The sequence below is a fragment of the Streptomyces sp. NPDC037126 genome, assembly GCF_055605965.1.
The window spans coordinates 124,726-148,315 of sequence record NZ_JBVJTD010000015.1; the positions used below are offsets into that span (position 1 = coordinate 124,726).

Consider the following 23,590-nt stretch of genomic DNA (forward strand, 5'->3'; position numbering starts at 1 on the left):
GTTTCCTCATCGTGGAACTTCAATGGTTTGTTGATGTCGAGATTCTCTGGGTCGAGGGAAGGTGGCGCTCGGTGCCACCCCGTTCACTCAAGGTGGCTCAGATCGGCCTCGGTGTCGATGTCGTACGCCTCGGCCACATCCGCGCACTCCACGAGCCGGATCCCGGCCTCGTGCGCCTTCAGGTAGGCCCGGGCCCCACGGTCGCCGGTAGCGGCCGCCGCGATGCCCCGCCAGTGGGACGCACCGAAGAGCACGGGGTGCCCGCGCACACCGTCGTACGCGGCCGAGACCAGGGAGTGCTCGTCCTCGTACGCGGCGAGTACCCGGGCCACCGCCTTCGGCCCGATGCCCGGCTGGTCCACGAGCGAGACCAGCGCCGCGCGCGCCCCCGTGCCGGCCAGCGAGGCGAGTCCTGCTCGCAGGGACGACCCCATGCCCTCGGCCCAGTCGGGGTTGTCCACGAGCACGCAGCCGGCCAGCCGGGCGCGCTCGCGGACCTCGTCGGCCCGTGCGCCCAGCACGACATGGATCCGCTCGCACCCGGCCGCGCGCAGCACCTGTGCCGCGTGCTCCACCAGGGGCCGCCCCCGGTGGGGCAGCAGTGCCTTGGGCCGCCCGCCGAGGCGTCTGCCACCCCCGGCGGCGAGCAGCAGCCCGGCGACGTCCTCGGTGTGGTCCTGGTTCTCCGTCATGAGTCCTGCATACCTGACGGCGGCCCGGGCGGCCGGTTCCCCCGGGGCTGAATTTCGGTCTGCGCTGTGGCGCTCCCGGACGGGGTGGCGTTTACTGGCCCGCGCACGACGCCGCGCCTGGGGAGGGCTGTGTTGCGGAGCTTGGGGCAGAGGCCAGTGACCGGCAGCGACGAGGACCCGAGGGTGACGGAACTGCGGACCGCGGTGTCCCGGCTCCGCCGTGAACTCGCGGTGCTCCCGGCGGACTTCCCCGACCGCGTCATAGCCGAGGACGAACTGGCCGCCCTGGCCGCGATGGCCACCGGCGGCGCACCGGAGATCCCGCGCCTTCGCAGGTCCCTGTTACTGATCGCGGGCGCGATCGGCTCGGTGAGCGCGCTGGCGCGAAGCCTGAGCGTGGTGCGCGAGGCGGTGGACCTGTTCGGCGAACCGCCCCGGTGAAGGGCGGCCGATCTGCCGGGGACCCGCCCCACGAGGGGGCGGCGGACGCGTCAGGGGCCCCCGGCGGGGAGGCGGTGGGTGTGGCAGGGGGGCCGCCCCGGTGGAGGGGCGGTGGGCCTGCGGCGAACCGCCCGGTGAAGGGTCGGCGGACGTGTGGGGAGCCGCCCCGGCAGGCGGACGGTTGGCCTGTCGAGGCACCGCCCCGGTGGGGGGTCGGTGGACCGGTCGGGGATCTGCCCCGGTGGAGGGGCGGTGGGCCTGCGGCGAACCGCCCGGTGAAGGGTCGGCGGACGTGTGGGGAGCCGCCCCGGCAGGCGGACGGTTGGCCTGTCGAGGCACCGCCCCGGTGGGGGGTCGGTGGACCGGTCGGGGATCTGCCCCGGTGGGGAGAGGGCGGACCTGATCGGGGAGCCGCCCCAGCGGGGAGACGGTAGACCTGTCAGGGCACCGCCCCGGTGTGGGGGGCCGTTACGCGCCCGAGCTCGCGAGCGCCTGGGAGAGCTCCAGGGCGACCTGCTGCAGCACCGGCACGATCTTCTCGGTGGCCGCCTCCGTGACCCGCCCGGCCGGTCCGGAGATGGAGATCGCCGCGGCCGTCGGGGACTCCGGCACGGACACCGCGAGGCACCGGACCCCTATCTCCTGCTCGTTGTCGTCGACCGCGTACCCCGCCCGGCGCACGTCCTCCAGCGCCGCGAGGAATCCGTCGGCCGTGGTGATGGTCTTCTCGGTCGCGGCCGGCATCCCCGTGCGCGACAGCAGCGCCCGCACCTCGTCGTCCGGCACGCCCGCCAGCAGCGCCTTGCCCACGCCGGTCGAGTGCGGCAGCACCCGCCGGCCGACCTCGGTGAACATCCGCATCGAGTGCTTCGACGGCACCTGCGCCACGTACACGATCTCGTCGCCGTCCAGCAGCGCCATGTTCGCCGTCTCGCCCGTCTCCTCCACCAGCCGGGCCAGGTACGGCCGGGCCCAGGTCCCGAGCAGCCGGGAAGCCGACTCGCCGAGCCGGATGAGCCGGGGACCGAGCGCGTACCGCCGGTTCGGCTGCTGGCGCACGTAGCCGCAGGCGACCAGGGTGCGCATCAGCCGGTGGATGGTCGGCAGCGGCAGCCCGCTGGTCGCGGACAGCTCGCTCAGGCCGACCTCGCCGCCCGCGTCGGCCATCCGCTCGAGCAGGTCGAAGGCACGCTCGAGGGACTGGACCCCACCTCCGCCCGCGGATTTGGCGGAGTCGGTGGTGCTGGCGCTGGACGTCGGCACGGCGCGTTCCTTTCGGGGCTGACGGGAGGGCAGAAGCCTACCCGGCGCCCGGTTGACTCCCCGCTTGTACGTAGCTACGTTCTGCCTGCTGGAATTCTAATTCCACTTTGTGGAAACGTCCAGAGTGGACGCGCGCTACCCCCTGTTCGGAAGTGTGCCCCTTGACGGCGGGAGAGCGGGAGTGAAGACTCCTTCAACAGAACGTTGAAATCCGTTACGTGGGTGTAAATCCCGTTTCCTGGGCGTAAAACGGCGGTACAGAGAGGGGTTCGGGTGTCCGACGCTGAACTGGTGCTGCGCTCGACGCGCGTCATCACTCCGGAGGGGACGCGGGCCGCCGCGGTCACCGTGTCCGGCGGGACGATCACGGCCGTACTGCCGTACGACGCCGAGGTCCCGGCCACGGCACGCCTGGAGGACCTCGGCGACCACGTGCTGCTGCCCGGCCTGGTCGACACCCATGTCCATGTGAACGACCCGGGGCGCACCGAGTGGGAGGGCTTCTGGACCGCCACCCGCGCGGCGGCGGCCGGCGGCATCACCACCCTGATCGACATGCCGCTCAACTCCCTCCCGCCCACCACCACCGTCGACCACCTGCGGGTCAAGCAGGAGGTCGCCCGCGACAAGGCGCACATCGACGTCGGTTTCTGGGGCGGCGCCCTGCCCGGCAACGTCAAGGACCTGCGTCCGCTGCACGACGCCGGCGTCTTCGGCTTCAAGGCCTTCCTGTCCCCGTCCGGCGTGGACGAGTTCCCGCACCTCGACCAGGAGCAGCTCGCCCGGTCACTGGCGGAGATCGCCGGCTTCGACGGCCTGCTGATCGTGCACGCCGAGGACCCGCACCACCTGGCCGCGGCCCCGCAGCACGGCGGCCCCAGGTACGCCGACTTCCTCGCCTCCCGCCCCCGGGACGCCGAGGACACGGCCATCGCCGGCCTGATCGCGCAGGCCCGCCGCCTGAACGCCCGCGTGCACGTCCTGCACCTGTCGTCCAGCGACGCGCTGCCCCTGATCCGTGCCGCCCGCGCCGAGGGCGTTCACGTCACCGTGGAGACCTGCCCGCACTACCTCACCCTCACGGCCGAGGAAGTCCCCGACGGTGCCAGCGAGTTCAAGTGCTGCCCGCCCATCCGCGAGGCCGCCAACCAGGACCTGCTCTGGGAGGCGCTGGCCGACGGCACCATCGACTGCGTCGTCACCGACCACTCGCCCTCCACCGCCGACCTCAAGACCGACGACTTCGCCACCGCCTGGGGCGGCATCTCCGGACTCCAGCTCAGCCTCTCCGCCATGTGGACGGAGGCCCGCACGCGCGGCCACGGCCTGGAGGACGTCGTCCGCTGGATGTCCACGCGGACCGCCGCCCTGGTCGGTCTGGACGCGCGCAAGGGCGCCATCGCCCCCGGCCGCGACGCCGACTTCGCCGTCCTCGCGCCCGACGAGACCTTCACCGTCGACCCGGCCGGCCTCCAGCACCGCAACCGGGTCACCGCGTACGCCGGCAAGACCCTGTACGGCGTCGTCAGGTCCACCTGGCTGCGCGGCGAACGCATCGTCGCCGACGGCGAGTTCGCCGAGCCGAAGGGCACGCTGCTCGGCCGCCCCCAGTGACCCCCCGCAACCGCCCGGCCGACTCCCGAAAGGAACCCCTGATCACCGTGACGGCGACACCAGGTTTTACCGGCGACGCGAACCCCTACGGAGGCGGTGACCCGTACGCGGACTACCGCACCGCCGACTTCCCCTTCACCCAGTACGCCAACCTCGCCGACCGTCAGCTCGGCGCCGGTGTCATCGCCGCCAACGACGAGTTCTTCGCCCAGCGCGAGAACCTGCTGGTCCCCGAGCGCGCCGAGTTCGACCCCGAGCACTTCGGGCACAAGGGCAAGATCATGGACGGCTGGGAGACCCGCCGCCGGCGCGGCGCCTCCGCCGGCCACCCGTGGCCGACGGCCGAGGACCACGACTGGGCGCTGGTGCGCCTCGGCGCGCCCGGAGTGATCCGCGGCATCGTCGTCGACACCGCCCACTTCCGCGGCAACTACCCCCAGGCGGTCTCGATCGAGGGCGCGTCCGTACCGGGCTCGCCGTCCCCCGGGGAACTGCTCGACGGCGACGTGAAGTGGACGACCCTCGTCCCGCGCACCCCCGTGGGCGGCCACGCCGCGAACGGCTTCGAGGTCACCGTCGAGCAGCGCTTCACGCATCTGCGCGTCAACCAGCACCCCGACGGCGGCATCGCCCGGCTGCGCGTGTACGGCGAGGTCGTCCCCGACCCCGAGTGGCTGGCGACGCTCGGCACCTTCGACGTGGTCGCCCTGGAGAACGGCGGCCGGGTCGAGGACGCCTCCGACCGCTTCTACTCCCCGGCCACCCACACCATCCAGCCGGGGCGCTCCCGCAAGATGGACGACGGCTGGGAGACCCGGCGCCGCCGCGACCAGGGCAACGACTGGATCGGCTACCGGCTCGCCACCCAGTCCCACATCCGCGCCGTCGAGATCGACACCGCCTATCTGAAGGGCAACAGCGCCGGCTGGGCGTCCGTCTCGGTGCGGGACGGCGAGTCCGGCGAGTGGACCGAGATCCTGCCGCGCACCCGGCTCCAGCCCGACACCAACCACCGATTCGTCCTGGCCGCCCCGGCCGTCGGCACGCACGCGCGCATCGACATCTTCCCCGACGGCGGCATCTCCCGGCTGCGTCTGTTCGGCTCCCCGACCGAGGACGGCGCGGCCCGGCTGGCCGCCCGCCACCAGGAACTGGGCGGCTGACCGGCCGGCCCCTCGCCCGCGTGGGGCGCCCCGGCCTGGACAGCACCGGGCGCCCCACGCGCCGCCTCAGGCCGCGAACCCCCCGTCCACGTCGAACTCGGCCCCCGTGACGTACGCCGCGTCCGGACCGGCGAGGTACGTCACCGCGGCGGCCACCTCGTCGGCCGTGCCGTAGCGGCCCAGCGCCGTCATCGCCGCCTGGCCGGGGGCGTGCGGTCCGTCCGCGGGGTTCATGTCGGTGTCGATCGGCCCCGGATGGACGAGGTTCGCCGTGATGCCGCGCCCGCCCAGCTCCCGCGCCAGCGCCTTCGTCAGGCCCGTCAGCGCCGCCTTGCTCGTCGCGTACAGCGTCCCGCCGGGCCCCGGCACGCGCCGCGCCATGCAGCTGCCGACCGTGACGATCCGGCCGCCGGACGGCATGAGCGCGGCCGCCGCCTGCGAGGCCAGGAACACCGCGCGGACGTTCACCGCCAGGACCTCGTCGACGTCCTTCGCGGTGAGCGTCTCCAGCGGACCCAGCACCCCCACGCCGGCGTTGTTGACCAGCACGTCGAGACCGCCGTACGCCTCCGCCGTACGCTCCACCGCGCCCGCCGCCCCGGCCGGATCTGCCGAGTCCGCGCGCAGCGCCAGCGCCCCGCGGCCCAGCGCCCGTACGGCCCGCACCACCTCCTGTGCGCCCTCCTTGCCGTTCACGTACGTCACCGCCACGTCCGCGCCCTCGCGCGCGAGGCGCAGCGCGATCGCCGCGCCGATGCCCCGGCTGCCGCCCGTCACCAGGGCCGCCTTGCCGTGAAGAGTTCCATGAGCTGTCATGCCTCCATCCCAGCCGCCGCGGCCCCCGTCCGATGGCGGCGAACGGACGGCGTTCTCGGCCGCCCCCGGAACTCTCCGGCGCCCCTGACGCGTTCTTCGACTCGTGACCCTTCAGCAAGAGATCGTCGGCACCGCCATGCAGATGGCGGTCGTCAACCTGCACCCCGGCCAGACCGTGTACTGCGAGGCGGGGAAGTTCCTGTTCAAGACCACGAACGTGACCATGGAGACCCGGCTGTCCGGACCGTCCGGCAACGGCCGGCAGCAGGGCGGTGGCAGCGGCATGGGCGGCCTGCTGCGCCAGGCCATGGGCACCGCCATGCAGGTGGGCCAGCGCATGCTGGCGGGCGAGTCCATGGCCTTCCAGTACTTCACCGCCCAGGGCGGTCAGGGCACGGTCGGCTTCGCGGGCGTGCTGCCCGGTGAGATGCGCGCCCTGGAACTCGACGGCTCGCGCGCCTGGTTCGCCGAGAAGGACGCCTTCGTGGCCGCCGAGTCCAGCGTGGAGTTCGGCATCGCCTTCGCGGGCGGCCGCACCGGCATGAGCGGCGGCGAGGGGTTCATCCTGGAGAAGTTCACCGGGTACGGCACGGTGATCATCGCCGGCGCGGGCAACTTCATCGACCTGAACCCGGCGGACTTCGGCGGCCGCATCGAGGTCGACACCGGCTGTGTGGTCGCCTTCGAGGAGGGCATCCAGTACGGCGTCCAGCGCGTCGGCGGCCTGAACCGTCAGGGGATCATGAACGCCGTCTTCGGCGGCGAGGGCCTGTCCCTGGCCACCCTGGAGGGCAACGGCCGGGTGATCCTCCAGTCCATGACCATCGAGAGCCTCGCCAACGCCCTGAAGAAGGCCCAGGGCGGCGACAAGCAGGGCCCGACCGGCGGGCTGTTCTCCACGGACGTCGGCTGAATCGGCGAATCCCAGGTGCAGGTCCTGCGGAGGTCTCGAGGGGAAAAGTTAACTGCCTTGAAAACGGGGTGACTTGAAGGGAAAGACTTCAACTTTGTCATTGACATGCCATTGTCTACGCGCGTCATCATGACGTCATGAGATTCCCCCCACGCGCAACACGCATCGGCGCCGCAGCCGCGATCCTGTCCGCCCTCCTGGTGGGCGGCACCGTCTCCGCCAGCACCGCGGACGCCGCCTCCCCCGCGTCCGTCGGCAGCATCTGCTACGGCGACCTGCCCTCGCAGGCCCACGACACCCTGAACCTCATCGACCAGGGCGGCCCCTTCCCGTACTCGCAGGACGGCATCGTCTTCACCAACCGCGAGGGTGTCCTGCCCAGCCAGTCGTCCGGCTACTACCACGAGTACACGGTGGTCACCCCGGGCGCCCCGACGCGCGGCGCCCGCCGCATCGTCACCGGCGAGGAGTCCCAGGAGGACTACTACACCTCGGACCACTACGCCACGTTCGACCTGGTCGACTTCGGCTGCTGAGTCGTTCGGCAGGACCCCTGCGAACAGCGCGACCCATGTGACACCGACCCTCGCCCCGCGGCCTTCTCCCCACCCAGGGACCGCGGGGCGAGCCGTTTCCCGTGCGGGGCGTTCGCGGTCGGCGGGGGAGCGGAGGTCTGTGCGGTCGGTCGGGTCGCGTCCGTGGCCGGCCGGGGACCGGAGGCGTCGGTGGTCCGCCGGGGTCCCGGCGGTCGAAAGTCGGCGCTGTTGCGACTTTGGTAGCCGGTCACGTCCGAGGGCAGGTCGCGGGGCCGGCCCTGCGCATAGATTTGTCGATCGTGACAGAAGACAGACCGCCGGCGGCCGCGGTACCCGGGTACGGGCTGCGCCGCTGGATGCTGCCGTCGGCCGTGCTGCGGGAACTCGACCCGGACGCGGGCCCCGCCGGCCGGCGCACCCCGCGCACGGCACGGGACTGGGCCGTCGACGTGTGCTGCTTCCTGGTGGTCGTCCTCGGGTACCTGGCGACCGCCGTGAACCTGGTGCGGCACCCCGACGTGCCCCGGCCGCTCCTGGTCGCCGACGTACTGCTCGGCGCACTGTCCTGCGGCGCCGTCTGGATGCGCCGCCGCTGGCCGGTGGGCCTGGCCGCCGCGATGGTGGCGGTCGGCCTGGTGTCCGACACCTCCGGCTGGGCCGCGATGGTCACCCTGTTCACCGTCGCCGTGCACCGGCCCTTCCGTTACGTGGCCTGGCTCGGCGCCGCCGACCTCGCCCTCATCCCCGTCTACTACTGGCTGCGCCCGGGATCCGACCTGCCCTACGCGGTCGCCGTCCTGATCGCCATGCTGCTCACCGTCTCCGTGATCGGCTGGGGCATGTTCGTCCGCTCCAAGCGGATGCTGATGCTGAGCCTCAGGGACCGGGCACACCGGGCGGAGACGGAGGCGCGGCTGCGCGCCGAGCAGGCGCAGCGGCTCGCCCGCGAGGCCATCGCCCGCGAGATGCACGACGTGCTCGCCCACCGGCTCACCCTGCTCAGCGTGCACGCCGGCGCGCTGGAGTTCCGGCCCGACGCGCCCCGCGAGGAGATCGCGCGGGCCGCCGGGGTCATCCGGGAGAGCGCCCACGAGGCGCTGCAGGACCTGCGGGAGATCATCGGCGTGCTGCGCGCGGGCGAGTCCGACGACGCGGCGGGCGGGCGGCCCCAGCCGACGCTGGTCGCGCTGGACGCCCTGGTCGCCGAGTGCCGTGAGGCCGGCATGAAGCTCACCCTCGACCACCGCGTCGCCGACCCGGCCGCCGTCCCCGCCTCCGTGGGCCGCACCGCCTACCGCATCGCCCAGGAGGCCCTCACCAACGCCCGCAAGCACGCTCCCGGCACCGAGGTCACCCTCCGCCTCACCGGCACCCCCGGCGACGGCCTCACCCTCACGGTCTCCAATCCGGCCCCGCCCGCCGAGGTCCCGCCCGTCCCCGGCTCCGGCCAGGGCCTGATCGGCCTCACCGAACGCACCACCCTCACCGGAGGCCACTTCGCCCACGGCCCCACCCCCGACGGCGGCTTCGAAGTCTCCGCCCACCTGCCATGGCCGTAGCGGTGAACTCCGAGGCCCGCAGGGGGGTATGGCCACGACGCCAGTGCGTGCACCGGCGCGGGCAGGGGGAGGACGTTGGGGCTGGCGCACCGGTTTCCGTGGTCCCCGGTGCAGCGGCGCAGCGGTGCCCACTGCTTGTACTCGACGTTGGCGTGCTCCACGCAGAGCCGGTCGGAGGACTGTGGGCGGCGTTCGTCGCGCCAGGTGTGGTGGTCGCCGAGCGGGGCGTTGTCCCTCGGTTTGCGCGGCGGGGCGATGACCTGGCCGGGGAACGCGTTGGATGGGGAATCTCTGGTCAGCTCACCAGGGCGCCGGGCCCTCGTCGTCGGTGAAGGTGCCGGTCGGTCCGTCGGCGCCGATGGTGGCCATCCGGACGGCGGCCACCGCGCCTTCGGCCGGCGTGCGGTCGCCGCGGTGGCCGTTCAGGTCGGTGGCGACGTAGCCGGGGCAGACGGCGTTGACCTTGATGTCCTCGGCCAGCAGGTCCCAAGCGTATTGCAGGGTGAGCGCCGTCAGCGCCGTCTTCGACGTGACGTACCCGGCGGAGACCGGCATCAGCGGCGGTCCGTCGGTGCCCTTCAGGTCTGCGTTGATGGTGAGCGAGCCCACCGAACTGGACACGTTGACGATCCGAGGCGAGGCTGATCGGCGCAGCAGCGGCAGCATCGCGTTGGTGACGGCGATCACCCCGAAGTAGTTGGTCTCGAAGACGGCGCGCAGGACGTCCATGTCCGCCATGCTCGGGCGCTGGTCGCCCAGGTCGCTGCCCGGAGGGACGCTGATACCTGCGTTGTTGACCAGGGCGTCGAGCCTGCCGTAGCGGGCTTCGATCTCGGCGGCGGCTGCGGCGGCCGAGTCCGGGTCGGTCACGTCGAGCACGACCGACGTCGCATCAGCACCGCTTTCCCGCAGCTTCCCGGCGGCCTGCTGGCCGAGTTCGGTAGTGCGGGCGCCGACGACGACGCTGTGGCCCAGGGCTCCGAGCTGGGCGGCGATCTGGCGGCCGATGCCCTTGTTCGCGCCGGTCACCAGGGTGATCATGGTTTCGTTCATGGGGCCAGCACACCACCGCACCGAGCGCGCGGGCCAACACTCGTAGCGTCTCGAACGATACCCTGCGGGTATGGATGTGCCGGAGACGCGTGAGCTCTCCTACTTCGTCGCCGTCGCCGAGGAACTGCACTTCGGCCGCGCCGCACAGCGCCTGGGCATGGCACAGCCGCCGCTGTCCCGCGCCATCGCCCGGCTGGAGCGACGCATGGGCGTGCAGCTGCTGGAACGCACCAGCCGATCGGTGAACCTCACCGACGCCGGCCGGGTCTTCCTGACCGAAAGCCGCAAGGCGCTGGACGCGGTCACGGCGTCGGTCCGGCGCGCGCAACGGGCGGCACGGACCGATCCGAAGCTCACGCTGGCGATGAAGCCCAACGGGGACGCGGGACTGCTGGAGTCGATCCTGCGGCACTACCGCCGCGATCCGGACGCCGTCGACATCGAGGTGATCGTCTGCGGCATCGGGGAGCAGGCTCCGATGCTGCGCGACGGCAGGGCCGACGTCGCGTTCCTGACCGCGCCCTACGACGACCTCGCGGGCTTCGACACCGAACCGCTGCTGACCCAGGACCAGATGGCCGTGCTCCCCCGGGCCCACCGTCTCGCCGGCCGCGCCGCCTTGACGCTCGCCGACCTGACCGGCGAACAGCTGCCCCGATGGCCTGGTGACGATGTGGACGCCACCGATGGCCGTCTGCACGAGGTGCGTGACATCTCGCAGGTGATGCAGTTGGTCGCTCTGGGCCGGCTGGTCGCGATCCTGCCCGAGTCGGTGCGCCAGCACGCCTGGCCCGACGTGGTGTGCGTGCCGCTGCTCGACGCCCCGCCCACCACGGTCGTCGTCGCCTGGCCGGAGCGGACGACATCACGGGCGGTGGCCGCGCTGATCCGCGCCAGTGCGGAGGCGGCGGAGACGGCAGGAGCGGGCATGCTGCGTCGAGGGGAGATCAGGCATCAGGACACGCCGACGTGAACTGGGCACGCTGCTCACGAGTCGGGGAGCGACAGTGCGCGGAGCGCCCCGTGACGTGTCCTCCGTCGCCGGTCCCTGTCGCCGTGCCCCCGCCTCCGCGATGCCAAGGCCGCGAGCCCCGTGTGCATGATTTCGTGAACCCCATGACTGCGACGCCGATCAGACTGCTTCTCGTGGACGACGATCCCCTCGTGCGGGCCGGGCTCGCGCTGATGGTGGGCGGGGCGGAGGACATCGAGATCGTGGGGGAGGCGGCCGACGGGGGTGAGGCCGAGGGGCTGGTGGAGCGGACCCGTCCGGACGTCGTGCTGATGGACCTGCGGATGCCCGCGGTGGACGGGATCACCGCGACCCGGCGGCTGCGCGCGCGGACGGACGCCCCGCAGGTCGTGGTGCTGACCACCTTCCACGCCGACGAGCAGGTGCTGCACGCCCTGCGCGCGGGCGCCGCCGGTTTCGTCCTCAAGGACACCCCGCCCGCCGAGATCGTCGACGCCGTGCGCCGGGTCGCGGCCGGCGACCCGGTCCTGTCGCCCGCCGTCACCCGGCAGTTGATGCGGCACGCGGCCGGCACCGCCGCCGACGCCCGGCAGACACGCGCGCGCGAACGGCTCGCCGTGCTCAACGACCGCGAGCGCGAGGTCGCCGTCGCCGTCGGGCGCGGCCTCGCCAACGCCCAGATCGCCGCCGAACTCTTCATGAGCGTGGCCACCGTCAAGACGCACGTCTCCCGCATCCTCGCCAAACTGGGCCTGAACAACCGCGTCCAGGTCGCCCTGCTCGCCTACGACGCGGGACTTCTCCAGGACGGGCACTAAGCGGGCACGGCGGACGTTGTCCAGGCATCGGGATGCGCCCGGTGGGCCTCGGGGGAGTCCGGAAGGGGAGCCATGGACAGGCAACAGGTGGTCGACCTGGGGGAGTTCGGGGACGCGTTCCGCCGGGACCCCCACCCGGTGTACGCCCTGCTGCGCGAGCGGGGCCCCGTGCACCGGGTCCGCCTGCAGGGAGCCGACGAGGGCTACGAGACCTGGCTCGTCGTGGGGTACGAGGAGGCGCGCGCCGCCCTCGCCGACCCCCGGCTGGTCAAGGACACCGCCAAGAGCGACGACGCCTCCTTCTTCGACGAGGAGCTGATCGGCAAGCACATGCTGCTCAGCGATCCGCCGCAGCACACCCGGCTGCGCGGTCTCGTCACGCGTGCGTTCACCATGCGCCGGGTGGAGGAACTGCGCCCCCGGATCCAGCGGATCACCGACCGGCTGCTCGACGAGATGCTGCCGCACGGCCGCGCCGACCTCATCGCCTCACTCGCCTACCCCCTGCCCATCACCGTCATCTGCGAGCTGCTCGGCGTACCCGAGATGGACCGCGCCGAGTTCCGGAAGATGTCCACGGAGGTGGTCGCCCCGACCAGCGCGGACACCGGGTACGACGCCATCGTGCGGCTCGCCGCCTATCTCACCGACCTGATCGAGGACAAGCGGTGCGCCGGACCGTCCGGCGACCTGCTCGGGGACCTCATCCGCACCACCGCCGAGGACGGCGACCGCCTCTCCCCGAAGGAGCTGCGCGGCATGGCCTTCCTGCTGCTGATCGCCGGCCACGAGACCACGGTCAACCTGATCGGCAACGGCGTGCTCGCCCTGCTCACCCACCCCGATCAGCTCGCCGCGCTGCGCGCCGACCCTGACCTCCTGGACGGCGCGGTCGAGGAGATGCTGCGCCACGAGGGCCCGGTGGAGAACGCCACGTTCCGTTTCGCCGCCGGGCCCCTGGAGATCGGCGGCACCGCGATCGCGCGGGGCGACCACGTGATGGTCGGGCTGACCGCCGCCCAGCGCGACGGCGCCCGCTTCGCCGACCCGGACCGCTTCGACATCCGCCGTGACACGCGCGGCCATCTCGCCTTCGGCCACGGCATCCACTACTGCCTCGGCGCGCCCCTGGCGCGGCTGGAGGGCCGTATCGCCATCGGCTCCCTCCTGGAGCGCGCACCCGGCCTCGCCCTGGACGGCGATCCGGGCGAGTGGCTGCCGGGCATGCTGATGCGGGGCGTGAGAAGCCTGCCGGTGCGCTGGTAGTGGCGACCGCTCAGCCGTAGGACGGCTGGACCCGGTCGGGGATCTCCGCGAGCACCACCGGGCGCCGCTCCCGGCGGGAGACCTCGCAGGCCTCGGCGATCCGCAGCGCCTGCAGGGCCTCGCGGCCGTCGCACGGGTTGGGCCGCTGGCCGCGCACCACGTCCACGAAGGCGTTCAGCTCGGCCTCGTACGCGGGCCCGAACCGCTCCAGGAACCCGGTCCACGGCTTGTCGGCGGGCGGCGGCCCGGTGGGTTCGGTGGACGCGACCGGCGTACGGTCGTCCAGGCCGACGACGATCGTGTCGCGCTCCCCGGCGAGCTCCATGCGCACGTCGTAGCCGGCGCCGTTCATCCGGGTCGCGGTCGCCGCCGCCAGGGTGCCGTCGTCCAGCGTGAGCAGCGCCGCCCCCGTGTCGACGTCACCGGCCTCGCGGAACATCGCGGGTCCGGTGTCCGACCCGGTGGCGTAGACGTCGGTCACCTCACGGCCGGTCACCCAGCGCAGGACGTCGAAGTCGTGGATCAGCGTGTCGCGGAACAGCCCGCCGGACAGCGGCAGCCACTCGCGCGGGGGAGGGGACTGGTCGCACGTCATGGCCCGTACGGTGTGCAGCCGTCCGAGCCGTCCCGCGCCCACGGCCGCCCGGGCGCCGGCGTACCCCGCGTCGAACCGGCGCTGGAAGCCCATCTGCAGCACGGTCCCGGCCGCCTCCACCTCGGCGAGCGCCTGCAGGGTGCCCGCGAGGTCCAGGGCGATCGGTTTCTCGCAGAAGACGGGCAGTCCGGAGCGGGCTGCCCGACCGATCAGTTCGGCGTGGGCCGCCGTCGCCGTGGTGATCACCACCGCGTCCACGCCCCACTTGAAGATCTCGTCCACCCCCGGCGCCGCCGTCTCGCCCAGCCGGTGCGCCAGCCCCTGTGCCCGCGACGGATCCACGTCCGTCAGGATCAGCGACCCGACCTCGCGATGCCGGCTGAGCGTGTTCGCATGGACGGTGCCGATGCGGCCCGTACCGATGACCCCGATGCGCATGGAAACAAAGTGAGGGCGGAGCCCGCGTCCTGTCAATGCAAATGTCCGGACAATCGGACTACACAACTTCCCGTCAACCACTCACGCGACTACGCTCGGCCCCGTGCCGAAACCAGAAGTGGACCCGACCGTCTCGCTCGATCTCCGAGTGGACCGCAGCTCGCCGGTGCCGTTGTACTTCCAGCTCTCGCAGCAGCTGGAGGCCGCCATCGAGCACGGCAGCCTCACCCCCGGCAGCCTGCTGGGCAACGAGATCGAGCTGGCCGGACGCCTCGGACTGTCCCGGCCGACCGTCCGCCAGGCCATCCAGTCCCTCGTGGACAAGGGGCTCCTCGTGCGCCGCCGGGGCGTCGGCACCCAGGTCGTGCACAGCCAGGTCAAGCGCCCGCTGGAGCTGAGCAGCCTTTACGACGACCTGGAGGCGGCCGGTCAGCGGCCCGCGACCAAGGTGCTGGTCAACGCGGTCGTCCCGGCCCCGGCCACGGTCGCCGCCGCGCTCGGTGTCGGCGAGGGCAGTGACGTCCACCGGGTCGAGCGGCTCCGGCTCGCGCACGGCGAACCGATGGCGTACCTGATCAACCACCTGCCGCCCGGCCTGCTCGACCTGGACACCGGCCAGCTGGAGGCGACGGGCCTGTACCGGCTGATGCGTTCGGCCGGGATCACCCTGCACAGCGCCCGCCAGTCCATCGGTGCGCGTGGCGCCACGGCCGCGGAGGCCGAGCGGCTCGCCGAGGCCGAGGGTGCCCCGCTGCTGACCATGCAGCGCACCACGTTCGACGACACTGGCCGGGCGGTCGAGTTCGGCGACCACACCTACCGCCCGAGCCGCTACTCCTTCGAGTTCCAGCTGCTCGTACGCTCCTGACCCGTCCGGTTGGTCGCAATGTCCGGACAATGCGACCCCGGGGTGCTCCCCGGCCGTGTCAGGAGCGTCGCCCATGTTCGATACTGGAGCGTTTGGGGCCGCTGAGGAGATCACCGGCCCCTTGCGTACGTACGAACACGGCAAGAAGGGCACGGCCTCGTGGCACGGTTTCGGACCTGGGCAGTCTTCGCACTCGCAGGGACACTCTCGGTGTCCCTCGCGGGCTGCAGCAGCACCGGCGGCAAGCGGGCCGAGGACGCCCGCAGGGCCGCCGCGGCCCAGGGCAGGGCGGCGGTGAACACCCCCCGCTGGACCTTCGCGATGATCACGCACTCGGGAGACGGCGACACCTTCTGGGACATCGTGCAGAGCGGCGCCAAGCAGGCCGCCGTCAAGGACAACATCAACTTCCTGTACTCGCACGACGACGACGCCCAGCAGCAGGCGCAGCTCGTGGACGCGGCGGTCGACAAGAAGGTTGACGGCATCATCGTCACCCTCGCCAAGCCGGACGCGATGAAGGCCTCCGTGGCCCGGGCCGAGAAGGCCGGCATCCCCGTGATCACGGTCAACTCCGGCTCGGAGGTGTCCAAGGCCTTTGGCGCCCTCACCCACATCGGCCAGGACGAGACCATCGCCGGCGAGGCCGTCGGCGACGAGCTGAACAGGCGCGGGAAGAAGAAGGCCCTGTGCGTGCTGCACGAGCAGGGCAACGTCGGCCACGAGCAGCGCTGCGACGGCGTCGCCCGGTCCTTCCACGGCACGCTGCAGAAGCTCTACGTCAACGGCACGAACATGCCCGACGTACAGGCCGCCATCGAGGCCAAGCTCCAGGCGGACAGGTCCGTCGACGCCGTCGTCACCCTGGGCGCGCCCTACGCCGACACCGCCGTGAAGGCCAAGGGGGACGCGGGCAGCAAGGCCGAGATCGACACCTTCGACCTCAACGCCCAGGTCGCCGCCGAGCTGAAGAACGGCACCCTCGGCTTCGCCGTGGACCAGCAGCCGTACCTCCAGGGCTACGAGGCCGTCGACCTGCTGTGGGCCTACAAGTACAACGGCGACGTCCTCGGCGGCGGCAAGCCGGTGCTGACCGGCCCGCAGATCATCACCAAGGACCAGGCGGCCGCGCTGGCTGAGTACACCGAGCGGGGCACCCGATGAGCGCCACCGCCGAAGGAACGGCCGACGAACGGAAGGCCGGCGAGCAGGAGGCCGGAGTGCAGAGCGCCGGTGAGCAGGACGCCGGTGAGCAGAGCGCCGGTGAGCGGCCGGCCGCCGGGCAGAGTGCCGACGAAAGGATTCTGCAGGCCTCTCCGCTGAAGCGCCTGCTCTCCCGCCCGGAACTGGGGTCGGTCGTCGGCGCACTCGCCGTCCTCCTCTTCTTCGCCCTCACCGCCGACGGCTTCCTGCGCGCCGCCAGCCTCAGCACGGTGCTGTACGCCTCCTCGACCATCGGCATCATGGCCGTACCCGTGGCCCTGCTGATGATCGGCGGCGAGTTCGACCTGTCGGCGGGCGTCCTCGTGACGTCCTCGGCGCTGATCTCCTCGATGTTCAGCTACCAGATGACGGCGAACACCTGGGTCGGCGTGGGCGTCTCCCTCCTCGTCACCCTCGCCGTGGGCGCCTTCAACGGCTTCATGCTCACCCGCACCAGGCTGCCCAGCTTCATCATCACGCTGGGCACCTTCCTGATGCTGACCGGCATGAACCTCGGCTTCACCAAGCTGATCGACGGCACGGTCTCCACCAAGACCGTCGCCGACATGGAGGGCTTCCCGAGCGCCCGCGCCGTCTTCGCCTCGACCATCACCGTCGGCGGCGTCGACTTCAAGGTCACCATCCTGTGGTGGCTCGGCCTCGTCGCCCTCGCCTCCTGGATCCTGCTGCGCACCCGCGCCGGCAACTGGATCTTCGCGGTCGGCGGCAACGCGGACGCGGCCCGCGCGGTCGGCGTGCCCGTGACGAAGACGAAGATCGGGCTGTACATGGGCGTCGCGTTCGGCGCCTGGATCTCCGGCCAGCACCTGCTGTTCTCCTTCGACGCCGTCCAGTCCGGCGAGGGCGTCGGCAACGAGCTGATCTACATCATCGCGGCCGTCATCGGCGGCTGCCTCATCACCGGCGGCTACGGCAGCGCCGTCGGCTCGGCGGTCGGCGCCCTCCTGTTCGGCATGACCAGCAAGGGCATCGTCTTCGCCGAGTGGAACCCCGACTGGTTCAAGTTCTTCCTCGGAGCGATGCTGCTCCTCGCGACCCTGCTCAACCACTGGGTCCGCAAGCGCGCGGAGGCGACGACATGACCGTGACCACCGAGCGCACCCCGCTGGTCGAACTGACCGGCGTCAGCAAGCGCTACGGCAACGTCCGCGCCCTGGAGGGCGTCTCGCTGGAGGTCCACGCGGGCGAGATCACCTGCGTCCTCGGCGACAACGGCGCGGGCAAGTCCACCCTGATCAAGGTGATCGCGGGCCTGCACCAGCACGACGGCGGCACCCTGCGCGTCGAGGGCGAGGAGACCCGGCTCGTCTCCCCGCGCGCGGCCCTGGACCGGGGCATCGCCACGGTCTACCAGGACCTGGCCGTCGTTCCCCTGATGCCGGTCTGGCGCAACTTCTTCCTCGGCTCCGAGCCCCGCAGGGGCGCCGGCCCCTTCAAGCGCCTCGACATCGGCCTGATGCGCCGCACCACCCGCGAGGCGCTGCTGCGCATGGGCATCGACCTCAGGGACGTCGACCAGCCCATCGGCACCCTCTCCGGCGGCGAACGCCAGTGCGTCGCCATCGCCCGGGCCGTCCACTTCGGCGCCAAGGTGCTGGTCCTGGACGAACCGACGGCGGCCCTGGGCGTGAAGCAGTCCGGTGTGGTCCTCAAGTACGTGGCGGCCGCGCGCGACGAGGGCCTGGGCGTCGTACTGATCACCCACAACCCGCACCACGCGTACCTGGTCGGCGACAGGTTCGTCCTCCTGCGCAGGGGCACGATGGTGGGCAATCACACACGGAACGAGATCACTCTGGACGAACTGACCCGGCAGATGGCCGGCGGTTCCGACCTGGAGGCCCTGCGCCACGAACTGCGGCGCGGTTGAGGGACGCGGGGAACCGCGCGACCGGCCGCGGGACACCCGCACACGCCACCGGTCGCGCGCCCCCGGCCCGCTGACACGTACAGCACCCATACCCTCGGTGAGGCACAATCGAGCCCGATGAGCACCCACCGCGACCTCACCGCCCCCATCGGCTCCCGCCGTGCCCCGGTCCTGCGCACCGTCGGCACGCGCGAGCGCCGGTCCCACCTGACCGCACCCCGGGTGCCGACGGTGGGCATCGACATCGGCGGCACCAAGGTCATGGCGGGCGTCGTGGACGCCGACGGCAACATCCTGGAGAAGCTCCGCACGGAGACCCCGGACAAGTCCAAGAGCCCGAAGGTCGTCGAGGACACCATCGTCGAGCTGGTGCTCGACCTGTCCGACCGGCACGACGTGCACGCGGTCGGCATCGGCGCGGCCGGCTGGGTCGACGCCGACCGCAACCGCGTCCTGTTCGCCCCGCACCTGTCCTGGCGCAACGAGCCCCTGCGCGACCGCCTGAGCGGACGGCTCTCCGTGCCGGTCCTCGTGGACAACGACGCCAACACCGCGGCCTGGGCGGAGTGGCGCTTCGGCGCCGGCCGCGGCGAGGACCACCTCGTCATGATCACGCTCGGCACCGGCATCGGCGGCGCGATCCTGGAGGACGGGCAGGTCAAGCGCGGCAAGTTCGGTGTCGCGGGCGAGTTCGGCCACATGCAGGTCGTGCCCGGCGGTCACCGCTGCCCGTGCGGCAACCGCGGCTGCTGGGAGCAGTACAGCTCCGGCAACGCGCTCGTCCGCGAGGCCAAGGAGCTGGCCGTGGCCGACTCCCCGGTCGCCTACGGGATCATCGAGCACGTCAAGGGCAACATCGACGAGATCAGCGGCCCGATGATCACGGAGCTGGCCCGCGAGGGCGACGCCATGTGCGTGGAGCTGCTCCAGGACATCGGCCAGTGGCTGGGCGTCGGCATCGCCAACCTCGCGGCGGCCCTCGACCCCTCCTGCTTCGTGATCGGCGGCGGCGTCAGCGCCGCCGACGACCTGCTCATCGGCCCCGCCCGGGACGCCTTCAAGCGCCATCTCACCGGCCGCGGCTACCGCCCCGAGGCCCGTATCACCCGCGCCCAGCTCGGCCCCGAGGCCGGCATGGTGGGCGCCGCCGACCTGGCCCGGCTGGTCGCCCGCCGGTTCCGCCGCGCCAAGCGCCGCCGGGTGGAGCGCTACGAGCGTTACGAGCGGTACGCCCAGGCCCGCCGAGACCGGGACACCGCATGACCGCATCACTGCCCCGCCAGGCCACCCCGCCCCACGCGCCGCAGCGGCCCCCCGAGGACCCGCGCCACAAGGCGAGGCGCCGGGCCCTCACCCTGCTGATCATCGTGCTGCTCATCGGCGTACCCGCCGGCTACCTGGTGATCTCCGCGAACCAGAGCCGCAACAGCGGCAAGGACAAGGAGGCGAAGTACACCGCGACCGGCCTCACCCCGGGCTGGCCGTCCAAGGTCCAGCGCCGCCTCTACCAGGTGACCGTCCCGCACCCCGCCGACTACATCGCGTGCTACGAGACGAACAACTGGAAGACCAGCCGCCTCTACGTGCAGTTCCGCACCAACGCGGCCGGCCTGGACAGCTTCCTGCAGACCATGGGCACCCGCCGGGACCGGCTGAAGCAGGGCGACGTCACCATCGGCGCCCGCGACCGCAAGGTCAGCGGCTGGAACTTCACCGGCACCGGGCCCTGGTGGGGCCTCACCCACGCGCAGAAGAACCCGGCACCCACCCAGGACGTGGTCGTGAACATGTCCGACCCGAACTACCCGATGGTGTACGTCGTCTCGCGCACCGTGCCGTGACGGCGAGCCCCGGCCTCCCGTGCACGCCGCCGGGCGCGCGGGCCCCGGCCGGTCCCCGGAGCCGATTGTCAGACCCCGCCCGTACAGTCGAAGACGTCTGATCGAGGACACGGGCGGGAGGTGACAGGACGTATGAGCGGCACGGCTGCGGTGGCCGAGCACACCGGAGGTTCCCGGGACACCGGTGCCGCGCACCCGGTCCCGGTGCGCCTCGCCTCCGTCTACCTGCCCGCGCCCCTCCCGCGCGAGGGCCGCATCGCCTTCTGGGACCCCGACGGCGGCGCCCTGCCCACCACCACCGGGGCCGACACCCACGAACTGACGGTCGTACGACGCCAGGGAGCAACCGTGCGCCGCCGTACGGTGCCCGCGCTGACCCTGCCGCTCGCCGACGCCCTTCCGCTGCTGGCCGGCGCCCGGCGCGACCCGGCCGCCCACCCGGCCACGGCCTGCTGGGGCGCCGCCGCCCTGCACGCCCTGCGCCTCGTCGCCCGCGGCCGCCTGCTGCCCGGCCTGACCCCGGCCGGCCACGACGCCTGGCGCGCCGGACCGCTCGAACCCGACGACATCGCCCACCTGCGCGCGGTGGCCGCCGCCCTGCCCCCGGAGGGCCACGCCGTGCCCCTCCCGGACCCCGGCCCGCTCCGGCTGCCCGAGCCGGAGGCACTGGTCCGCTCCTTCCTGGACGCGGTCGCCGACACCCTGCCGCGCACCCCCGCGGCCCCGTACACCTCCGGCCGCCCGTACGCCGCCCGCGAGCCCCAGGCCCTGCCGCGGGCGCACGAGTGGGCGGCCGAGGTCGCCGCGGGGATGGACGCGGGCGTACGGATCTCGCTCCGCCTGGACCTCGCCGCGTACGACGTCTTCGACGCCGGAGCGAGCCCCGGCACCCGCGCCGCCGGAGCAGCGATCGTCCAGGTGCACAGCCTCGCCGACCCCACCCTGGTGGCCGACGCGGCGGCCCTGTGGGCGGGCGAGGCCGACGCGGCCCTCGGGCCACGCGCACGCGTGGACGCCGCCCTCGCCGTGCGGCGCGCGGCCCGGGTGTGGGCGCCCCTGGACCGGCTCGCCGAGCAGGACGTGCCCGACGTCCTCGCCCTGTCCGAGGAGGAGCTGGGCGAGCTGCTCGGCGTCGCGGCCACCCGGCTGGTCGCCTCCGGGGTCGCCGTGCACTGGCCCCGGGACCTCGCCCGCGACCTCACGGCCGCCGCCGTGGTGCGGCCCGCCCCGGGCTCCGCCACCGACGGCACCGGCTTCTTCGAGAGCGAGGAACTGCTGCAGTTCCGCTGGCAGCTCGCGCTCGGCGGGGACCCGCTCAGCGAGGCCGAGATGGACGCGCTCGCCGAGGCCCACCGGCCCGTCGTCCGGCTGCGGGACCGCTGGGTGCTCGTCGACCCGGCCCTGGTCCGCAAGGCCCGCAAGCGCGAACTGGGCCTACTGGACCCCGTCGACGCGTTGTCCGTCGCGCTCACCGGCACCGCCGACGTCGACGGCGAGAGCGTGGACGCCGTCCCCGTCGGCGCGCTCGCCACCCTCCGCGACCGGCTCACCGCCGGCCTGCGCCCCGCGGACCCGCCCGCGGGGCTGCACGCCACCCTGCGCGACTACCAACTGCGCGGCCTCGCCTGGCTCGACCTCATGACCTCCCTCGGCCTCGGCGGCTGCCTCGCCGACGACATGGGCCTCGGCAAGACCGTCACCCTCATCGCCCTGCACCTGGAGCGGGCCCGCACCGAACCCACCCTCGTGGTCTGCCCCGCCTCGCTGCTGGGCAACTGGCAGCGCGAGATCACCCGGTTCGCGCCCGGCGTCCCCGTCCGCCGCTTCCACGGCCCCGACCGCACCCTGGACGGGCTCGACGGCGGCTTCGTCCTCACCACGTACGGCACGATGCGCTCCACCGCGGCCCGCCTGGCCGAACAGCCCTGGGGCATGGTCGTGGCCGACGAGGCCCAGCACGTGAAGAACCCCTACTCGGCCACCGCCAAGGCGCTCCGCACCGTCCCGGCCCCGGCGCGCGTGGCGCTCACCGGCACCCCGGTGGAGAACAACCTCTCCGAACTGTGGGCCCTGCTCGACTGGACCACCCCGGGACTCCTCGGCCCGCTGAAGTCCTTCCGCGCCCGTCATGCGCGGGCGGTCGAGAACGGCGAGGACGAGGAGGCGGTCGAGCGCCTGGCCCGACTGGTCCGCCCCTTCCTGCTGCGCCGGAGGAAGTCCGATCCCGGTATCGTCCCCGAGCTGCCGCCCAAGACCGAGACCGACCACCCGGTGCCGCTCACCCGCGAACAGGCCGCGCTGTACGAGGCGGTGGTGCGCGAGTCCATGCTGGCCATCGAGACCGCCGAGGGAATCGCCCGCCGGGGCCTGGTCCTCAAGCTCCTAGGCGCCCTGAAGCAGATCTGCGACCACCCCGCGCTGTATCTGAAGGAGGACGCGCCCGCGGCCCACCGTTCCGGCAAACTCGCGCTCCTGGACGAGCTGTTGGACACCGTGCTCGCCGAGGACGGCTCGGCGCTCGTCTTCACCCAGTACGTCGGCATGGCCCGCCTCATCACCGCCCACCTGTCCGCCCGCGCGGTTCCGGTGGAGATGCTGCACGGCGGCACACCCGTGCCGGAGCGCGAGCGCATGGTCGACCGGTTCCAGGGCGGTGAGACCCCGGTCCTCGTCCTGTCCCTGAAGGCCGCGGGCACCGGCCTGAACCTCACCCGCGCGGGCCATGTCGTCCACTTCGACCGCTGGTGGAACCCGGCCGTCGAGGAGCAGGCCACCGACCGCGCCTACCGCATCGGCCAGACCCAGCCCGTCCAGGTCCATCGCCTGGTCACCGAGGGCACGGTCGAGGACCGCATCGCCGAGATGCTCGCCGCCAAGCGCGCCCTGGCCGACGCCATCCTCGGCTCCGGCGAGGCCGCCCTCACCGAACTGACCGACCGCGAGCTGTCCGACCTCGTCTCACTGCGGAGAACGCCATGACCACCGGCGAACCCCGCCCCGCCGACGCGGCCCGAGAGGCCCTTCGAGCAGCCCAGGAACGCCGGCGCCCCCAGGCGGCTGCTGCCCCCGCCGACCCGGACCAGCTGTCCGGGGCCGAGTCGGGGGCGGAGGACGGGGGGAGGTCCGGTGACGCCGCGCGGGCGGCGCTGCGGGCGGCCGTCGCCGCGCGCCGGGCCGAAGGTGAGCCTGTGCCGGCCGAGTCCGCCGGCCCGATCGGGGACGAGGAACCCGACGACCCCGCGCGCTCCGTCACACCGGCCGGTCGGCCCGGCGGGGCAGGCAGGCGCCCCGGCGACGTCGCCCGCGAGGCGCTGCGCGCGGCCCGCCGGGAAGCGCTGCGCACCGAGCCGACCGAGTCCCGGGACCCCGCCCGCGCACCGGAGCGCCCCCGCCCCTCCCTCCCGACCGGACAGCCCCCGAGCCCCGTTCGCGCCAAGGCGGCCCAGGAGATGCGGCACTACCTGGCGACCGCCTTCCGCATGCCGTCCTGGCAGGACGCCTCGGAGCAGGAGCAGGAGCCACCCCGGGCCACGGACGAGCCCGCTGCCTCCTCGGATGACGGTGCTTCTTGTGCCGGGTCGGTGGTCGCCTCGGACGGCTGTGCTCCTTGTGCCAAGTCGGTGGTCGCCCCGGACGACCGTCCCTCC

Annotated in this window: 21 protein-coding genes; 16 read left to right on the top strand and 5 right to left on the bottom strand. The window is 72.9% G+C overall.

Going from position 1 to position 23,590, the window contains the following annotated elements; translation table 11 throughout:
• Positions 1–83: 83 nt before the first annotated feature.
• The gene (locus ACZ7FF_RS29170) at positions 84–692 is read right to left on the bottom strand and encodes a nucleotidyltransferase family protein (RefSeq protein ID WP_470815718.1); all 609 of its coding nucleotides are present in this window, start codon (positions 690–692) and stop codon (positions 84–86) included.
• Positions 693–821: 129 nt separating this feature from the next.
• Here ACZ7FF_RS29170 and ACZ7FF_RS29175 point away from each other — a divergent pair, with 129 nt between their 5' ends.
• Positions 822–1,133 (top strand): DUF5955 family protein, encoded by a 312-nt coding sequence (locus ACZ7FF_RS29175; protein ID WP_470815719.1) that lies wholly within the window; start codon positions 822–824, stop codon positions 1,131–1,133.
• 468 nt (positions 1,134–1,601) lie between these two features.
• Here ACZ7FF_RS29175 and ACZ7FF_RS29180 read toward each other — a convergent pair whose 3' ends face one another.
• The gene (locus tag ACZ7FF_RS29180) at positions 1,602–2,396 is read right to left on the bottom strand and encodes an IclR family transcriptional regulator (protein WP_470815721.1); all 795 of its coding nucleotides are present in this window, start codon (positions 2,394–2,396) and stop codon (positions 1,602–1,604) included.
• A gap of 273 nt (positions 2,397–2,669) precedes the next feature.
• On the opposite strand from ACZ7FF_RS29180, the gene allB reads away from it, so the two are divergent.
• Both allB and alc read left to right on the top strand, forming a co-directional pair.
• Positions 2,670–4,010, top strand: coding sequence for an allantoinase AllB (allB, locus tag ACZ7FF_RS29185; RefSeq protein ID WP_470815722.1), 1,341 nt, complete (start codon positions 2,670–2,672; stop codon positions 4,008–4,010).
• A gap of 47 nt (positions 4,011–4,057) precedes the next feature.
• Positions 4,058–5,173 (top strand): allantoicase, encoded by a 1,116-nt coding sequence (gene alc, locus ACZ7FF_RS29190; RefSeq protein ID WP_470815724.1) that lies wholly within the window; start codon positions 4,058–4,060, stop codon positions 5,171–5,173.
• 66 nt (positions 5,174–5,239) lie between these two features.
• Here the strand turns inward: alc and ACZ7FF_RS29195 are convergent, their stop codons facing one another.
• Positions 5,240–5,989, bottom strand: a complete 750-nt coding sequence (locus ACZ7FF_RS29195) for a 3-oxoacyl-ACP reductase family protein (protein ID WP_470815726.1) — start codon at positions 5,987–5,989, stop codon at positions 5,240–5,242.
• A gap of 103 nt (positions 5,990–6,092) precedes the next feature.
• Between ACZ7FF_RS29195 and ACZ7FF_RS29200 the strand changes: the two genes are divergently transcribed.
• The 3 genes from ACZ7FF_RS29200 to ACZ7FF_RS29210 all read left to right on the top strand — a co-directional run bounded on the left by ACZ7FF_RS29200 (position 6,093) and on the right by ACZ7FF_RS29210 (position 8,997).
• The gene (locus tag ACZ7FF_RS29200) at positions 6,093–6,902 is read left to right on the top strand and encodes an AIM24 family protein (RefSeq protein ID WP_470815727.1); all 810 of its coding nucleotides are present in this window, start codon (positions 6,093–6,095) and stop codon (positions 6,900–6,902) included.
• A 137-nt stretch (positions 6,903–7,039) separates the two neighbouring features.
• The gene (locus ACZ7FF_RS29205) at positions 7,040–7,438 is read left to right on the top strand and encodes a guanyl-specific ribonuclease (protein ID WP_470815729.1); all 399 of its coding nucleotides are present in this window, start codon (positions 7,040–7,042) and stop codon (positions 7,436–7,438) included.
• 299 nt (positions 7,439–7,737) lie between these two features.
• Positions 7,738–8,997 carry a sensor histidine kinase gene (locus tag ACZ7FF_RS29210; protein WP_470815730.1) on the top strand — a complete coding sequence of 420 codons (1,260 nt, stop codon included), beginning with the start codon at positions 7,738–7,740 and terminating at the stop codon, positions 8,995–8,997.
• Between the two features lie 300 nt (positions 8,998–9,297).
• Here ACZ7FF_RS29210 and ACZ7FF_RS29215 read toward each other — a convergent pair whose 3' ends face one another.
• Entirely contained in the window at positions 9,298–10,050 is a 753-nt protein-coding gene (locus ACZ7FF_RS29215) for an SDR family oxidoreductase (RefSeq protein WP_470815732.1), read from the bottom strand.
• A gap of 70 nt (positions 10,051–10,120) precedes the next feature.
• Between ACZ7FF_RS29215 and ACZ7FF_RS29220 the strand changes: the two genes are divergently transcribed.
• The 3 genes from ACZ7FF_RS29220 to ACZ7FF_RS29230 all read left to right on the top strand — a co-directional run bounded on the left by ACZ7FF_RS29220 (position 10,121) and on the right by ACZ7FF_RS29230 (position 13,107).
• Entirely contained in the window at positions 10,121–11,023 is a 903-nt protein-coding gene (locus tag ACZ7FF_RS29220; protein WP_470815734.1) for a LysR family transcriptional regulator, read from the top strand.
• A gap of 143 nt (positions 11,024–11,166) precedes the next feature.
• Positions 11,167–11,841 (top strand): response regulator, encoded by a 675-nt coding sequence (locus ACZ7FF_RS29225; protein WP_470815736.1) that lies wholly within the window; start codon positions 11,167–11,169, stop codon positions 11,839–11,841.
• Between the two features lie 72 nt (positions 11,842–11,913).
• Positions 11,914–13,107, top strand: coding sequence for a cytochrome P450 family protein (locus ACZ7FF_RS29230; RefSeq protein ID WP_470815738.1), 1,194 nt, complete (start codon positions 11,914–11,916; stop codon positions 13,105–13,107).
• A gap of 10 nt (positions 13,108–13,117) precedes the next feature.
• On the opposite strand, the gene ACZ7FF_RS29235 is transcribed toward ACZ7FF_RS29230, so the two are convergent.
• Complete coding sequence (locus ACZ7FF_RS29235) at positions 13,118–14,140, bottom strand: Gfo/Idh/MocA family protein (RefSeq protein WP_470815740.1); 1,023 nt, start codon at positions 14,138–14,140, stop codon at positions 13,118–13,120.
• Between the two features lie 118 nt (positions 14,141–14,258).
• On the opposite strand from ACZ7FF_RS29235, the gene ACZ7FF_RS29240 reads away from it, so the two are divergent.
• The 7 genes from ACZ7FF_RS29240 to ACZ7FF_RS29270 all read left to right on the top strand — a co-directional run bounded on the left by ACZ7FF_RS29240 (position 14,259) and on the right by ACZ7FF_RS29270 (position 22,922).
• Entirely contained in the window at positions 14,259–15,008 is a 750-nt protein-coding gene (locus ACZ7FF_RS29240) for a GntR family transcriptional regulator (protein WP_470815901.1), read from the top strand.
• Between the two features lie 159 nt (positions 15,009–15,167).
• Positions 15,168–16,172 carry a sugar ABC transporter substrate-binding protein gene (locus ACZ7FF_RS29245; RefSeq protein WP_470815742.1) on the top strand — a complete coding sequence of 335 codons (1,005 nt, stop codon included), beginning with the start codon at positions 15,168–15,170 and terminating at the stop codon, positions 16,170–16,172.
• A complete protein-coding gene (locus ACZ7FF_RS29250) occupies positions 16,169–17,314 on the top strand; it encodes an ABC transporter permease (protein ID WP_470815744.1) in 1,146 nt (381 codons plus the stop codon). Before ACZ7FF_RS29245 ends, ACZ7FF_RS29250 begins: the two co-directional genes overlap by 4 nt.
• On the top strand, positions 17,311–18,102 hold the full coding sequence (locus tag ACZ7FF_RS29255; RefSeq protein WP_470815746.1) for an ATP-binding cassette domain-containing protein: 792 nt from the start codon (positions 17,311–17,313) through the stop codon (positions 18,100–18,102). Before ACZ7FF_RS29250 ends, ACZ7FF_RS29255 begins: the two co-directional genes overlap by 4 nt.
• Before the next feature lie 117 nt (positions 18,103–18,219).
• Positions 18,220–19,365, top strand: a complete 1,146-nt coding sequence (locus tag ACZ7FF_RS29260) for an ROK family glucokinase (protein WP_470815748.1) — start codon at positions 18,220–18,222, stop codon at positions 19,363–19,365.
• Positions 19,362–19,943, top strand: a complete 582-nt coding sequence (locus ACZ7FF_RS29265; RefSeq protein ID WP_470815749.1) for a sugar kinase — start codon at positions 19,362–19,364, stop codon at positions 19,941–19,943. The genes ACZ7FF_RS29260 and ACZ7FF_RS29265 overlap by 4 nt, the downstream gene beginning before the upstream one ends.
• A gap of 132 nt (positions 19,944–20,075) precedes the next feature.
• Positions 20,076–22,922, top strand: a complete 2,847-nt coding sequence (locus tag ACZ7FF_RS29270; protein ID WP_470815751.1) for a DEAD/DEAH box helicase — start codon at positions 20,076–20,078, stop codon at positions 22,920–22,922.
• The last annotated feature ends 668 nt before the right edge of the window (positions 22,923–23,590 follow it).